The organism is Stappia sp. ICDLI1TA098 (genome assembly GCF_054880955.1).
In genome coordinates this window covers 1,990,266-2,003,485 of sequence record NZ_JBTZBT010000001.1, presented here as the reverse complement: position 1 = coordinate 2,003,485, position 13,220 = coordinate 1,990,266, and the positions used below count along the sequence as shown (strand labels likewise).

Annotated in this window: 15 protein-coding genes; 12 read left to right on the top strand and 3 right to left on the bottom strand. The window is 63.9% G+C overall.

The window, feature by feature from the left end; translation table 11 throughout:
- Window positions 1-30: 30 nt before the first annotated feature.
- From ACSLUQ_RS09070 to ACSLUQ_RS09060, 3 genes are all read left to right on the top strand, one after another.
- Window positions 31-822 carry an ABC transporter ATP-binding protein gene (locus ACSLUQ_RS09070; RefSeq protein WP_461808309.1) on the top strand — a complete coding sequence of 264 codons (792 nt, stop codon included), beginning with the start codon at window positions 31-33 and terminating at the stop codon, window positions 820-822.
- Entirely contained in the window at window positions 819-1,586 is a 768-nt protein-coding gene (locus ACSLUQ_RS09065; RefSeq protein WP_417772587.1) for an ABC transporter permease, read from the top strand. The genes ACSLUQ_RS09070 and ACSLUQ_RS09065 overlap by 4 nt, the downstream gene beginning before the upstream one ends.
- Window positions 1,587-1,747: 161 nt before the next feature.
- The gene (locus ACSLUQ_RS09060; RefSeq protein WP_461808308.1) at window positions 1,748-2,938 is read left to right on the top strand and encodes an AGE family epimerase/isomerase; all 1,191 of its coding nucleotides are present in this window, start codon (window positions 1,748-1,750) and stop codon (window positions 2,936-2,938) included.
- A 20-nt stretch (window positions 2,939-2,958) separates the two neighbouring features.
- Here ACSLUQ_RS09060 and bioB read toward each other — a convergent pair whose 3' ends face one another.
- From bioB to ACSLUQ_RS09045, 3 genes are all read right to left on the bottom strand, one after another.
- The gene (gene bioB, locus ACSLUQ_RS09055) at window positions 2,959-3,948 is read right to left on the bottom strand and encodes a biotin synthase BioB (RefSeq protein WP_461808307.1); all 990 of its coding nucleotides are present in this window, start codon (window positions 3,946-3,948) and stop codon (window positions 2,959-2,961) included.
- Window positions 3,945-4,505, bottom strand: a complete 561-nt coding sequence (locus ACSLUQ_RS09050; RefSeq protein WP_417772590.1) for a biotin transporter BioY — start codon at window positions 4,503-4,505, stop codon at window positions 3,945-3,947. The genes bioB and ACSLUQ_RS09050 overlap by 4 nt, the downstream gene beginning before the upstream one ends.
- 82 nt (window positions 4,506-4,587) lie before the next feature.
- Window positions 4,588-5,256 carry a GntR family transcriptional regulator gene (locus ACSLUQ_RS09045; protein WP_461808487.1) on the bottom strand — a complete coding sequence of 223 codons (669 nt, stop codon included), beginning with the start codon at window positions 5,254-5,256 and terminating at the stop codon, window positions 4,588-4,590.
- A 405-nt stretch (window positions 5,257-5,661) separates the two neighbouring features.
- Between ACSLUQ_RS09045 and dctP the strand changes: the two genes are divergently transcribed.
- The 9 genes from dctP (at window position 5,662) to ACSLUQ_RS09000 (ending at window position 13,194) form a co-directional block, all read left to right on the top strand.
- Entirely contained in the window at window positions 5,662-6,666 is a 1,005-nt protein-coding gene (gene dctP, locus ACSLUQ_RS09040; RefSeq protein ID WP_417772592.1) for a TRAP transporter substrate-binding protein DctP, read from the top strand.
- Window positions 6,667-6,758: 92 nt separating this feature from the next.
- Entirely contained in the window at window positions 6,759-7,502 is a 744-nt protein-coding gene (locus ACSLUQ_RS09035; protein ID WP_461808306.1) for an SDR family NAD(P)-dependent oxidoreductase, read from the top strand.
- A 59-nt stretch (window positions 7,503-7,561) separates the two neighbouring features.
- On the top strand, window positions 7,562-7,990 hold the full coding sequence (locus tag ACSLUQ_RS09030; RefSeq protein ID WP_417772594.1) for a cupin domain-containing protein: 429 nt from the start codon (window positions 7,562-7,564) through the stop codon (window positions 7,988-7,990).
- 67 nt (window positions 7,991-8,057) lie between these two features.
- Window positions 8,058-8,582, top strand: a complete 525-nt coding sequence (locus tag ACSLUQ_RS09025) for a TRAP transporter small permease (protein ID WP_461808305.1) — start codon at window positions 8,058-8,060, stop codon at window positions 8,580-8,582.
- A gap of 1 nt (window position 8,583) precedes the next feature.
- Window positions 8,584-9,867: a TRAP transporter large permease gene (locus ACSLUQ_RS09020; RefSeq protein WP_417772596.1), complete on the top strand. Its 1,284-nt coding sequence runs from the start codon at window positions 8,584-8,586 to the stop codon at window positions 9,865-9,867.
- A gap of 12 nt (window positions 9,868-9,879) precedes the next feature.
- The gene (locus ACSLUQ_RS09015) at window positions 9,880-10,722 is read left to right on the top strand and encodes an IclR family transcriptional regulator (protein WP_417772597.1); all 843 of its coding nucleotides are present in this window, start codon (window positions 9,880-9,882) and stop codon (window positions 10,720-10,722) included.
- A 37-nt stretch (window positions 10,723-10,759) separates the two neighbouring features.
- On the top strand, window positions 10,760-11,545 hold the full coding sequence (gene attM / locus ACSLUQ_RS09010) for an AttM family quorum-quenching N-acyl homoserine lactonase (protein WP_461808304.1): 786 nt from the start codon (window positions 10,760-10,762) through the stop codon (window positions 11,543-11,545).
- A gap of 12 nt (window positions 11,546-11,557) precedes the next feature.
- Window positions 11,558-12,400: a fumarylacetoacetate hydrolase family protein gene (locus tag ACSLUQ_RS09005; RefSeq protein WP_461808303.1), complete on the top strand. Its 843-nt coding sequence runs from the start codon at window positions 11,558-11,560 to the stop codon at window positions 12,398-12,400.
- Entirely contained in the window at window positions 12,397-13,194 is a 798-nt protein-coding gene (locus ACSLUQ_RS09000; protein WP_417772600.1) for an SDR family NAD(P)-dependent oxidoreductase, read from the top strand. The genes ACSLUQ_RS09005 and ACSLUQ_RS09000 overlap by 4 nt, the downstream gene beginning before the upstream one ends.
- The last annotated feature ends 26 nt before the right edge of the window (window positions 13,195-13,220 follow it).

Genomic DNA, 13,220 nt, shown 5'->3' with positions numbered 1-13,220 from the left:
ATCCTTTCCTCAACGCTTCGGGGGCGCGCCTTGACCGGTTTCGTTGATCTTCGCGACATCCGCCTTGCCTATGGGCCGGGTGGAGATGGAACACTTGCTCTCGACGGCCTGACAATGGCCGTGCAGAAGGGCGAATTCGCCGCCGTCGTCGGCCCTTCCGGCTGCGGCAAGTCCACCTTGATGAAACTGGCGACCGGCCTGATCCGTCCCCAGGCCGGCACGGTGGAGGTTGCAGGTCGTGAGGTGAACGGCCCGGTCTCCGTCGCCGGCATGGCCTTCCAGAATCCCTCGATGCTGCCCTGGCGGACAACCTTGCAGAACGTCATGCTGCCGCTTGAGATCGTCGAGCCGCACCGCCGGCGGCTCTCCGCCGAACGTGCCGCCTATGTTGAGAGGGCGGAGGGACTGCTGGAGATGGTCGGGCTCAAGGGCTTCGGGGAGAAATATCCCTGGCAGCTCTCCGGCGGTATGCAGCAGCGGGCCAATCTCTGCCGGGCGCTCGTTCATGAACCGCAGTTGCTGATGCTCGATGAGCCCTTCGGAGCGCTGGATGCCTTCACCCGCGAGGAACTGTGGCAGGTGATCCGCGACCTGCATGCGGAGAAAGGCTTCACGGTGATTCTTGTCACCCATGATTTGCGCGAGGCGGTGTTCCTCGCCAACCGCGTCTTCGTCATGAGCGCGCGTCCGGGCAAGCTGATCGTCGAGCAGCAGGTCGACTTTCCCAGGCCCCGGCCCATCGACCTGATCTATGAGGCGGATTTCAACGACATCGTGCACGAGTTGCGCGGTCATATCGCGCAGGCGAGGGCAGCCGCATGATCAGCGAAAACACCTGGCTGAGGGCCGCTCCCTGGCTTTGGACCATTGGCCTCTTCCTGCTATGGGAGTTTGCGGTGCGCCTGTTCGGCATCGCCATCTTCATCCTGCCCGCGCCGAGTGATATCTGGGTGGCCACCGTCAGGTACTGGCCGGTGATCTGGAAGGATTCGCTGCAGACGCTCTTCACCACGACCCTCGGCTTTCTGCTTGCGGTCGTTGGCGGTCTGGCGCTCGGGCTCGCCATCGGCTGGAGCCGGGCGATCTATGCCGGCCTCTATCCGCTGATGATCGGGTTCAACTCGGTGCCGAAGGTCGCGGTTGTGCCGATCCTTGTGATCTGGTTCGGCATCGGCACGGTGCCGGCGGTGCTCACCGCCTTCTTGATCGCATTTTTCCCCATCGTGGTGAATGTCGCAACGGGTCTGGCCACGATCGAGCCGGAGATGGAGGACGTCCTGCGTGCGCTCGGCGCCAAGAAGATGGACATCATGCTCAAGGTCGGTATCCCGCGCTCGATGCCCTATTTCTTCGGCTCTCTCAAGGTGGCGATCACGCTCGCCTTCGTCGGGTCGGTCATCTCGGAGACGGTCGCCGCCAACGCCGGCCTCGGCCACATGATGCTCGCCGCACAGTCTCAATTCAACGTGCCGCTGGTCTGGGCCGGTCTGATGGCACTCGCCGTGCTCGGCATCGCCATGTACGCGATCATGGCATGGCTCGAGATGCGCATGACCGGATGGGCGCATCGCTCCGGCCAGCAGTAAGGCTTCCGGCGCGGGTGAGTTCCCGCGCCGGACACTTCATCCTTGCACTGCGCGCGAGGATGGGGAACAACCCTTTGGTGCCCGGCTCGGAGCGTCCGGCCCTGGACGGTCGCTCGCCATTTGGCGCCGGCGGAAAGCGATACCGAGCCCGGAGGGTACCGATGCGCAGCGAGACCATGCTTCTTGCCGACCTCGAGACGGCGGCCGAGCGCTGGCGCGACTGGCTTTTCACCAAAGCACTGCCGCTGTGGACGCAGGCAGGACGCGATCCGGCGTCGGGAGCGTTCATCGAGGCCATTTCTCTCGACGGAGCCGGTCTTGTCGACAAGCCGCGTCGCGGCCGCGTGCAGCCTCGCCAGATCTATTCTGTTCTCGAGGGAGGGCGGCTCGGCTGGGACGGTCCATGGCGGGCCGCCGCCTTGCAGGCGCTTGACTGGTATCTGGCGTCTTTCGTGTTGCCGGACGACAGCTTCGCGGATCTGGTCGCGCCGGACGGGAAGGTCCTCGACCCCGCGTTCGATCTCTACAATCAGGCCTTCGGACTGTTCAGCCTGGCCAACGCCGCGCGCGCCTTTCCCGAGCAGCGGGCGCGGTTCGAGACTGTCGCCCGTACCTGCCTTGCGCGCCTGGAAGAAACCTATCGTCATCCGCAGGCAGGTTTCGAGGAGGCGGTTCCGCCCGTCGAGCCACTGCGTGCGAACCCGCACATGCACCTGCTGGAGGCCGCTCTTGCCTGGGAGGAGGTTGGCGGCGGTGAGGTGTGGAGCACGCTGTCGGACGAAATCATGGAACTCGCCCTGTCGCGCCTGATCGATGGGTCGACCGGGGTGCTGCACGAGTTCTTCGATCACGACTGGCAAATCATGCCCGACGATAGCGGTCGTCAGATCGAGCCAGGTCACCAGTTCGAGTGGGCCTGGCTGGCGCTCCGCTGGGCGCGGTTGCGCGGGCGCGCCGATGCGGCAATTGCCGCGCGCCGTCTCTTTGCCCTTGGTCTCGATCGGGGCATCTGCCCGACGCGCAAGGTCGCGGTTCTGGAGATAAACGCCGATTTCTCGCCGCGCCAGCCGGTGGCGCGCCTTTGGGCGCAGACGGAGTGGATCAAGGCGGCAATTGAGCTGGCCGACTGGTCGAGCGGTGTTGAGCGGGCCTATTATCTGTCGAGCGCGCTCGATGGCGTTGCCGCGCTCGAGCGTTTCGTCGAGGGGGTGAGCGACGGTCTCTGGCTCGACAAATACGAGGCGGATGGCACGTTCGTGGCCGAGCCAGCTCCAGCAAGCTCCTTCTACCACATCGTTTGCGGGATCTCGGTGTTGATGCAGGGCATTGCGTCGCGCGACCGCGCGGCCTGAAACAAGCCGCGCCACCACAGCTATTCCGCAGCCTGTGCCGCGCAGCGTGGCGCCGCCGGTGCGATATGCATGCCGAGCCGTTGCAGCAGATCGGCGTCCTTCCAGGCGGCCGGGTTCTCCGTGGTCAACAACACGTCGCCAACGAAAATCGAATTCGCTCCGGCAAGGAAGCAGAGCGCCTGAAGCTCGTCGCTCATGCGGCTGCGTCCGGCCGAGAGGCGGACGACGCTTTGCGGCATGAGAACGCGCGCAAGCGCCACCGTGCGCACCAGCGCGAACGGGTCGACAGGCTGGGCGCGGGCGGCGACCGGCGTGTTGCCGATCTCGTTCCACAGGTTGATGGGCACGCTCTGCGGGTGAGCGGGCAGTGTCGCAAGGGTGACCAGCATGGAGATGCGGTCGTCTTCGTTCTCGCCCATGCCGAGAATGCCGCCGCAACAGACCTTCAGGCCGCCCTTGCGCACATGCGCCAGCGTTTCCAGCCGGTCGCCCATGCTCCGGGTGGTGGCGATTTCCGGGTAATAGTCGGGAGAGGTATCGATGTTGTGGTTGTAGAAATCCAGCCCCGACGTCTTCAGGCGCGCCACCTGAGCGGGCGAAAGCATGCCGAGCGTCATGCAGGTTTCGAGCCCGAGCTCGCGAACGCCGGCAACCATGTCGCACAGCGCATCCATGTCGCGGTCTTTCGGGCTGCGCCAGGCAGCTCCCATGCAGAATCGCTGCGCTCCCGCTGCCTTCGCCCGCCGAGCTGCGGCGAGAACATCCTCGGTGTCCATGAGCTTTGTCGCCTTGACGCCGGTGTCGTGATGAGCGCTTTGCGAGCAATAGCCGCAATCCTCCGGACACCCTCCGGTCTTGATGCTGAGAAGGCTTGCCGTTTCGATTGCCAGCGGGTCGAAATGGCTGCGGTGAACGCTCTGAGCCGCGTATAGCAGGTCGGGCAGGGGGCGGGCGTGGATCGCCCGCGCCTCGTCCATCGTCCAGTCGGTGCGGAGCCTGGTGCCGCTCATCGTGCCCGGCTCCGGTGAAGCCGGTCACGTCCTGAAAGAAGCGCTGCGGCCAGCGCGATCTTCATCAGGTCGCCGAGAACGAATGGCGTAAAGCCCGCCGCCAGTAACCCGCCTGCCGGAACATAAAGCCTGAGCCAGGCGAGGCCGAGCGCGTAGATGACGGCAAGGCCGGTGAGCATCGCCGCGATGCGCCCTGCGGTCCCGCATCCGCGGGCGAGCCAGCCGGTGAGGCCGGCGGCCGCGAGATACCCGGCGAGATAGCCGCCCGTCGGGCCCGCCATATAGGCGAGGCCGATGCCGCGTTCCGGCGACCCGGAAAAGACCGGCAACCCCATCGCCCCCGCGCCGAGATGGACCATCATCGCCGCCAGTCCGACGCGGGGGCCGAGCGCGGTCGCGACAAGCAGGACCGCCAGTGTGTGCAGGGTCATCGGCACGGGCCAGAACGGGATCTGAATCTTCGCGCTGAGGGTGATAAGTGCCGCTGCCGCAAGGACGACGGTAACGCTGCGCCAGAGCTCGGTGGTGGCGGGGGCCGTGCGGATGTGTGACGACATGCATGCTCCTTCATAGATAGAATGCGAATCTATCTATAATTAAGTATCTGGAGGTGCCGTCTTGCAATGATATTATAGATAATTATCCGGAAATCGCATAAGCTTCTCTGATGTCTCCATTTTTTGTGCGTACAGGCCGGCGCCCGATCCAGCTTACGTGGCGTGCCAGCGTTGTGCAGGCGGTGTCGATCTGCCCCTTTTTCAAGGCGTTCAGGATCGAGCGGTGTTCGTGGTCGGTGCGCGTTTCCCAGTCCGAGCGCCATGCGGCAAAGAGGAAGCGTGCGCTTGCCGCGTGCAGGTCGTCGATGGTCTTCATCAGGCGGGGCATGTCGCAGGGGGCGAGAATGGTTCGATGGAATCGCCGGTTCGCCGCTTCCCAATCGCGCACGTTGGTTGCCTGGTCGGCGGCGCGCGTCGCTTCTTCCGCTTGCTCGAAGATGGTCCTCGTCAGGTGCGGAGCAGCATGCCGGAGGGCGAGGGCTTCGAGTGCTGCCCGCATTTCGGCGACTTCGCGCAGTTCGGCCATGTCGAATGTGGTCACGCGCACGCCGCGTCGGGGGAGGCTCTCGGCCAGCCCTTGTGATTCGAGTTGGCGGAACGCCTCTCTCACGGGGACGTGGCTGGCGCCGAACTCCTCGGCGATGTGGTCCTGCCGCAGTCGTGCGCCGGGCTCTAGGAGGCCTGAGATGATGCGGTCTGCCAGGATCCTCGCGATCCGCGCTGCCTGGGTTTCTTCGGTTTGGCTGGTCATGAAATTATAGATAATTTCCCCAAGGTCTGTTGTCGAACGGAATTCCACGCCGGCTCTGGTTGGCTGTGGCGCGTGCGCTTGCGGGATGCCGTGAGGTTCCTATCTCTCGTTTTGCAGTGCGATATTTTAAGTCTCATAATTTGATAATTGTGAAAAACGAAAATGAAAAAAATACCACCCCGACACGTCCTCTGAGATGTAGGTTCGAATGGATGCAATTGATTTAATCATCTGATATTTATGTTTAAAATGAAATATCATTGCGATTTAGGCGTGGGTTAAGCCAGCTTTCTGGTGATCTCGGGATGCGGTGTTTTGCGCATCCTGTTTATTGACAAATAGCGCAATATGAGATTTTTGATTTTTGCGGCACCGACGTGCCGTCCATGTCTTGGGGAGGAAATCATGAATAAGACGTACCGCGCCGCGCTTGCGGCTTCTCTGGTCGTGCTCGCTGCCGCCGGCACGCCGGCCTCCGCGGCCACCATCAAGTTCAGCTATCCTGTCGCGCAGGACAGCACGATGGGGCAGACGGTCAGCAAGTTCGCCGAACTGGTCGAGCAGAAGACGGGCGGGGCCGTGACGGTTCGCCAGTTCCCGCAGGCACAGATCGGCAACGAGATCCAGTCGATCTCCTCCGCCCAGGGGGGCATCGTCGAGATGGCTGTCACCACGACGGCGGGCCTCGCCGCGATGGTCCCGGAGTTCAATGTTTTCAATCTGCCGTTCATGTTCGACAGCTACGCGCAGCTCGACAAGGTGTCGCGCAGCCCGGTGGCGGAGAAGATCCTGGCGAAGATGGAGCCGAACAATCTCGTCGGCCTGTGCTTCTGGGACTACGGCTTCCGCAACATCACCAACAACAAGCACCCGGTGAAGACGCTTGCCGACGTCAAGGGTCTGCGCATCCGCACGATCCAGAACAGCGTCTACATCGACTCGCTCTCGGCTTTGGGCATCAATCCGACGCCGCTTCCCTTCCCGGAGACCTTCACGGCGCTGGAGACCGGCGCAATCGACGGCAACGAGATCGCCAACGATGTGACCCGGTCCACCTCCTTCTACGAGGTTCAGGACTACCTGACCGAGACGAAGCACTTCACCACCATCTCCGTGGTCTATGCGAGCAAGGGGTTCTGGGACGGGCTCAAGCCTGAGGAGCAGGACGCGGTTCGCGCCGCCTGCGCCGAAAGCTCGGTCTTCAATCGCGACATCATCAACGCGACCAGCGGCGAGACGCTGGCGTTCCTGAAGGAAAAGGGCATGGAGATCGACGAGATCACCCCCGAGCACCTGCAGGAATTCCGCGATGCGGTCCGTCCGGTCGTGGAGAAGGTGTCCTCCGGCCTCGACCAGGAGGTCGTCAAGGAGTTCCAGGCCGAGATCGAGGCCTCTAAGGGCTCCAACTGATCCTCATCAAGTGATCGTCTCCTTCGCCCCGCCGGCTCGATTGTGTCCGGCGGGGCGTTGCGGGACTTGCAAGACAAGGGCGGGAGAAGACTTTGCTGCTTGAAGACAAGATCGCGATCGTCACCGGTGGAGGCAATGTCGAGGGTATCGGCTTTGCCGCGGCGCGTGCCTTCGTCGCCCAGGGCGCGAAGGTGGTCGTCGTCGATCATGACGCGGCGGGCGTGCGCGCCGCCGAGGAACGCCTCGGTGCGAACGCCCTGGGCATCGCTGCCGACCTCACCGACGAGACCGCCTGCCGGAATGTGTTCGATACCGTTCGCGACCGGTTCGGCCGGCTCGACATCCTGCTGAACAACGCCGGCATCACCCAACCGCGAAAGGTCGCGGAAATCACGCGCGCGGACTACGACGCGGTGATGGACATCAACTTGCGCGGCACGCTGACGATGACGCAGGGCGCGCTGACGATGATGGAGGCGGGCGCCTCGATCATCTGCATCGCCTCCATCGCCGCGCAGCGCGGCGGCGGGCTGATGGGCGGGCCGCACTACGCGGCCTCCAAGGGCGCGATACTCGCCCTGGTGAAATCCGTCGCACGCGAGATCTCCCCCAAGGGGATCCGGATCAACGCCGTCAATCCCGGTGTAATCATGTCCAGCATGACGCGCGGCTTCTATGACGACGACCTGACCGCCAAAGTCATGCCCACCATTCCTCTCGGCCGCTTCGGCGTGCCGGACGATGTGGCCAACACCTGTGTGTTCCTGGCTTCCGGCATGTCGTCCTACATCACCGGCTCCGCCATCGACGTGAACGGCGGCATGCACATGAACTGACGGCGACGCCGGCAGGTGCCGCCGCCCGCTTTTTTCACACACAACATCAGGAGAATTCGATGAGCGAACCCGTCGTTCCGGTCGTGACCCGCGCCAATGCGCTTGATGGCAACACCGGACAGTCCGGCGACTGCGTGCGCCGCTCGGGCGTCAGCCCGCAGCATACGCCCGCGACCAAGATCTGGTTCGGCCAGGTATCCAACGAGCCCGGCTTCCGCTCCCCGCCGCATCACCATGGCGAGGCGGAAACCGGCGGATATGTGCTCGCAGGGCATGGCCGCATCTACTTCGGTGAAGGCTATCGGGAGTTCGTTGACATGATGCCGGGCGACTTCGTTTTCGTGCCGCCGCACATGCCGCATGTGGAAGTCAACATGAGCATCACCGAGCCCCTGGTCTGGCTGACCTGCAGGACCCCGGACAACATCGTGGTCAACCTGCCCGATGTCGATGACAGCGAGCTTGAGGGATACCGCCGTCCGGCGTGATCCGAACGTCATGGCGCGTCGCGGACGGGGCGGCGCGCGCATGCCGGCAAACTCCGGAGGGGGGAAGATGTCCAAGGCGATCGAATTCTATTTCCGACTGCTCAAGTGGTTCATGGTGCTGTGTCTGGCCGGCATGGTCGTGCTGGTCTTCGGCAATGTGGTGCTGCGATACGTGTTCAACTCGGGCATCACGGAGTCCGAGGAGTTCTCGCGCTGGCTCTTCGTGTGGCTGGTGTTTGTCGGCTCCATCGTGGTGCTGCGTGAAAACGGGCATCTCGGCCTCGACTTCATCGTCAACAGCCTTCCAAGGACGTTGCGGCGTCTTTGCCTCGGGCTCGCCCACGTCCTGATGATCTACGCGACCTGGCTGATTGTCGCCGGCACCTACACGCAGGTTCTGCTCAACCGGCACACCTACGCGCCCGCGACAGGGCTTTCCATGTCGCTGCTCTTCGGCATCGGCATCGTCTTTGGCGTCTCCGCCGGCTTCATCCTGCTCTGGCGGCTCTATCTCATCGTTATCGGCCGGCTCGACCGGGTCGAGAGTGTGGATGAGGAACTGCAGGCGCTTCGCGAAAGCGGGGTGAAGTGAGATGACCATCGCCATTTTTCTCGCCAGCCTTCTCGGCAGCATGGCCATCGGCATGCCGATCGGCTACGCGCTGATCATGACCGGCATCGCGCTGATGTGGCAGCAGGGGTTCTTCGACCCCCAGATCATCGCGCAGAACATGCTCAATGGCGCCGACAGCTTTCCGCTGATGGCGGTTCCCTTCTTCATGCTTGCCGGCGAAGTGATGAACGCCGGCGGCCTGTCCCGGCGCATCGTCAATCTCTCGGTTGCCGCTGTGGGGCATGTGCGCGGCGGGCTCGGCTATGTCGCGATTCTGGCCGCGCTCGTACTGGCCAGCCTTTCAGGGTCCGCCGCCGCCGATGCCGCCGCCCTGTCTGCGATCCTCGTGCCGATGATGATCAAGGCCGGCCACGATTCCGGTCGCTCCGCCGGGCTTATTGCCTCGGCCGGCATTTCCGCGCTGGTGATCCCGCCGTCGATCGGCTTCATCCTGCTCGGTGTCGTCGGCAATATCTCCATCACCCGCATCTTCATCGCCGGCATCGTGCCGGGGCTGATCATGGCGCTGGCGCTCACGCTGACCTGGTTTCTTGTTTCGAAGCGCGAGGAGACGGTGACGATGGAGAAGGTTCCCTTCTCCAAGGTTCTGCGCGAGGCCTGGGCAGGCATCTGGGCGCTGATGCTTCCCGTCATTATTCTCGTCGGCCTGCGGTTCGGCGTCTTCACGCCGACGGAGGCTGGTGTGATCGCCGCCGTCTACGCGCTTTTCGTCTCCATGGTGATCTACCGCGAACTCAAGATCTCGCAGCTCTACGACGTGCTGCTGGGCGCGGCCAAGACGACCTCCATGGTGATGTTTCTCGTCGCCGCCGCGCTGGTCTCGAGCTGGATGATCACCATCGCCGGTCTGACGGCGCAGATTTCCGCTCTTGTCGCGCCCTTTGCCGACAATCCGCTGCTGCTGATGTCGGTCATCGTGCTGCTGGTTCTGGTCGTCGGCTGCGCCATGGACATGGTGCCGATCATCCTGATCCTGGTTCCGGTGCTGATGCCGGCGGTGAAGACAGCGGGCATCGACCCGGTCTATTTCGCGGTTGTCTTCATGATCGCGACGGCCATCGGCCTGCTCACGCCTCCGATCGGCAGCGTGCTCAATGTGGTGGCCGGCGTCTCGCGGGTGCCGCTCGGGCGCGTCATCAAGGGGGTCGGGCCGTTCATCCTCGCCCAGATCGCCGTTCTTGTCCTGCTGCTGCTGTTCCCGGATATCGTTATCGTTCCTGCGGAACTGATCTCGGGAAAGTAGAGGGAGAGGCCCATGTCGAAAGCGGATGATGGCGGTGAGGGCAAGATGACCAGCCTCGACAAGATGCTGGCCGTCCTCAACGGGTTCGACGAGGACAACCTGATGATCGACGTCGCCCGCGCCGCCGAACTTTCCGGTTCGTCGCGCGCGAGCGCCTATCGCTACCTGCAATCGCTGACGCGTTCGGGACTTCTGACGCCGGCCAGTGGCGGCTCCTACGTCATCGGCTCGCGGGTGATAGAGCTGGAGATGCTCAAGCGGGAGAACGACCCGCTGCTGCGTTCGGCCCATCACCTGATCCGCTACTACGCGGACTGCATCGGCATCAACATCATGCTTTGCAGCTACTACGGCGACAAGGTTCTCTGCGCCGACTACGCCTGGACCGATCACAGCATTCCCGAGATCTACAAGCCCGGTCGCTCCATGCCGATCTTCAAGGGCGCGATGGCGAAGGTCATCCTCGCCAACCTGTCGCCCTCGCAGCTCAGGAGCATCCACTCGTGGAATGCGGAGAAGATCCGCGACAGCGGGTTGGGGGACACGATCGAGGCGTTCCTGGCGCGCATGGCCGAAATCCGCAACGCCGGCGTGACCATGTCGCAGTCGGAGGTGTTCGAGGGGTTGGTGGGCATTGCCGCCCCTGTCCGCGACAGCGAGGAGCGGGTCCTTGGAAGCGTGGTCTTCGTCCTCTCCGTCGAGAGGCTGGCTGCGGCGAACACCGGAGAGCTGTCGCAGGAGATCCGCAACATCGCGGCGGAAATCGAACACGGCATGGCGCGGACGAACCGCTTTGCCGCAACGACGCCGGTCGCGGCCGCACGGCCACGGCGGGTGCCGGTCTATCGCGGATAGGCCGCAAATCCATCGAGTTCAAAGGGAGGATGAAGGCATGGGCGAGGTTCGCCTCTACATGTTTCAGACGGGTACGCTCAAGTGCAAGTACCACGATATCTATCTGAACGAGGGCGAAGGACGCGATTGGGAGATCCCGGTTCCCTTCTATGTGGTCGATCATCCGCGCGGCCTGATCGTCATCGACGGCGGCACGCCGGTTGAATGCGCCACCGACCCGCATGGCCACTGGGGCGCGACAGCCGACTTCTTTGTTCCCGTTCTCGATGAGAAGGACGGTTGCGTCGCGCAGATGCAGGCCGCCGGCCTCGACACCTCGCGTGTCACGCATGTGGTGCTGTCCCATCTGCATCTCGATCACGTCGGAGCCGTCGGCCGGTTTCCCGGTGCGCGGCACGTCGTGCAGCGCACGGAGATGGACTACGCCCGCAGCCCCGACTGGTTCCAGGTTGGGGCCTACATCCAGAGCGACATCAACCGCGCTGGCGTCGACTGGTTCTTCCTCGAGGACAGCTGGGGAGACTTCTACGACCTGCTCGGCGACGGCACGATCACGCTGATCCGTTCGCCCGGCCACACGGTCGGTCACCAGTCCATTCTCGTGAAGACCGCGCGCCAGAACGTGCTTCTGGCGGTGGATGCCGCCGATACGCTCGATCACTGGGAGGAGAAGGCGCTTCCCGGCGCGCTCCATTCCGCCGTCGATGCGGTGCGTTCGGTGCGCAAGCTGCGCGCGGTTCAGGAAAACACCGGAGCCCTCGTGGTGGCCGGCCACGATCCCGAACAATGGGCGGCGATGAAGCGCGCGCCCGAGTATTATTGAGGAGATCCCGTCATGAAACTCTTGCGCTATGGCCCTTTGGGGCAGGAACGTCCCGGTCTCGTTGACGACAAGGGACGGTTGCACGATCTGTCCGCGCATGTTCCCGACATCGGCGGGGCGGTGCTCTCGCCCGAGGGGCTGGAGGCACTCGCGGCGATCGACCCCGCGACACTGCCGCTCGTCGAGGGCAATCCGCGCCTCGGTGCCTGCGTCTCGGGCGTCGGCAAGTTTCTGTGCATCGGTCTCAACTATGCCGATCATGCAAAGGAAACGGGAAAGGAGCCGCCGGAGGAGCCGGTGCTCTTCGCCAAGGCCGTTTCGGCGATCTGCGGCCCCAATGACGATATCGAGATCCCACGCGGCTCCGACCGGACCGACTGGGAGGTCGAGCTTGGTGTCGTGATCGGCTCACGGGCAAAGTATGTGTCTGAGGCCGATGCGCTCGAGCATGTCGCGGGCTATTGCGTCATCAACGACCTTTCCGAGCGGCGGTTCCAGTCGGAGCGCGGAGGCCAGTGGACCAAGGGCAAGGGGCACGACACCTTCGGCCCGATCGGGCCCTGGCTGGTCACCCGCGACGAGATCGCCGATGTCCAGAACCTCGACCTTTGGCTCGATGTCGACGGTGAGCGCCGCCAGACCGGCAATACCCGAACCATGATCTTCGGAGTGGCGCACATCGTCAGCTATCTGTCGCAGTTCATGACGTTGCTGCCCGGCGATGTGATTTCCTCTGGCACACCTCCCGGCGTCGGCCTTGGGATGAAGCCGCCCACCTTCCTCCGGGAGGGGCAGAAAGTGAGCCTGGGCATTTCCGGACTTGGCGAACAGCATCAGACGATGGTGCAGGCATGAGCACAGCGGCCGAGTGGCGCGCGCGGCTGACCGACCTGTCGGGAAAGACGGCCATCGTCACCGGCGGCGCACGCGGGCAGGGCGAGGCGGAGGTCCGCCTGCTGGCCGAATGCGGCGCACAGGTTCTCGTGTGCGATGTTCTCGAGGAGGAGGGGCAGGCGCTTGCCGCTGAACTCGGCGAGGCCGTGCGCTTTCGCCTGCTCGACGTGACCGACGCCTCCGCCTGGGAAGATGCTGTCGATGCTGCAGGCGACTGGACGGGGCGTCTCGATATCCTCGTCAACAACGCAGGCATCATCAACCGCACGCTGATCTCGGCAACCGAGCCGGCGGCCTGGCGACGGCTGATCGATGTCAACCTGACAGGCGCTTTTCTCGGCATCCGCGCCTGCGCCCCGCTGATGGCGGAAACCGGCGGCAGCATCGTCAATATCTCGTCGAACTCGGCCTTCTCGGGACATTCCGACCCGGCCTATACGGCGAGCAAATGGGGCTTGCGGGGCTTGACGCGGTCGGCGGCGATGGAATTCGCCGACAAGGGCATCCGCGTCAATGCGGTGTGCCCGGGTCTAATCGTCACCGGGCTCAACCGGAACTCGCCGCACCTCAAGCCGATGATCGACCTGACGCCGGCCGGGCGCTCCGGGGAGGCGGAGGAGGTGGCGCAGCTGGTGCTTTATCTTGCCAGCGACGCCTCGCGGTTCGTGACGGGCGAGGATTTCGTCATCGATGGCGGGTTCACCGCAGGAGCCGCCTACCGGCGGGTCGCCGTGGAGACCGGCATTCTGGGTTGAAATTCCAGGCATGCCTCCGGCGCCCA

Coding starts and splice junctions, on each gene's coding strand:
- ACSLUQ_RS09065 (WP_417772587.1), top strand. CDS start 819: ATGATCAGCGAAAACACCTGGCTGAGGGCCGCTCCCTGGCTTTGGACC.
- ACSLUQ_RS09060 (WP_461808308.1), top strand. CDS start 1,748: ATGCGCAGCGAGACCATGCTTCTTGCCGACCTCGAGACGGCGGCCGAG.
- bioB (WP_461808307.1), bottom strand. CDS start 3,948: ATGAGCGGCACCAGGCTCCGCACCGACTGGACGATGGACGAGGCGCGG.
- ACSLUQ_RS09050 (WP_417772590.1), bottom strand. CDS start 4,505: ATGTCGTCACACATCCGCACGGCCCCCGCCACCACCGAGCTCTGGCGC.
- ACSLUQ_RS09045 (WP_461808487.1), bottom strand. CDS start 5,256: ATGACCAGCCAAACCGAAGAAACCCAGGCAGCGCGGATCGCGAGGATC.
- dctP (WP_417772592.1), top strand. CDS start 5,662: ATGAATAAGACGTACCGCGCCGCGCTTGCGGCTTCTCTGGTCGTGCTC.
- ACSLUQ_RS09030 (WP_417772594.1), top strand. CDS start 7,562: ATGAGCGAACCCGTCGTTCCGGTCGTGACCCGCGCCAATGCGCTTGAT.
- ACSLUQ_RS09025 (WP_461808305.1), top strand. CDS start 8,058: ATGTCCAAGGCGATCGAATTCTATTTCCGACTGCTCAAGTGGTTCATG.
- ACSLUQ_RS09020 (WP_417772596.1), top strand. CDS start 8,584: ATGACCATCGCCATTTTTCTCGCCAGCCTTCTCGGCAGCATGGCCATC.
- ACSLUQ_RS09015 (WP_417772597.1), top strand. CDS start 9,880: ATGTCGAAAGCGGATGATGGCGGTGAGGGCAAGATGACCAGCCTCGAC.
- attM (WP_461808304.1), top strand. CDS start 10,760: ATGGGCGAGGTTCGCCTCTACATGTTTCAGACGGGTACGCTCAAGTGC.
- ACSLUQ_RS09005 (WP_461808303.1), top strand. CDS start 11,558: ATGAAACTCTTGCGCTATGGCCCTTTGGGGCAGGAACGTCCCGGTCTC.
- ACSLUQ_RS09000 (WP_417772600.1), top strand. CDS start 12,397: ATGAGCACAGCGGCCGAGTGGCGCGCGCGGCTGACCGACCTGTCGGGA.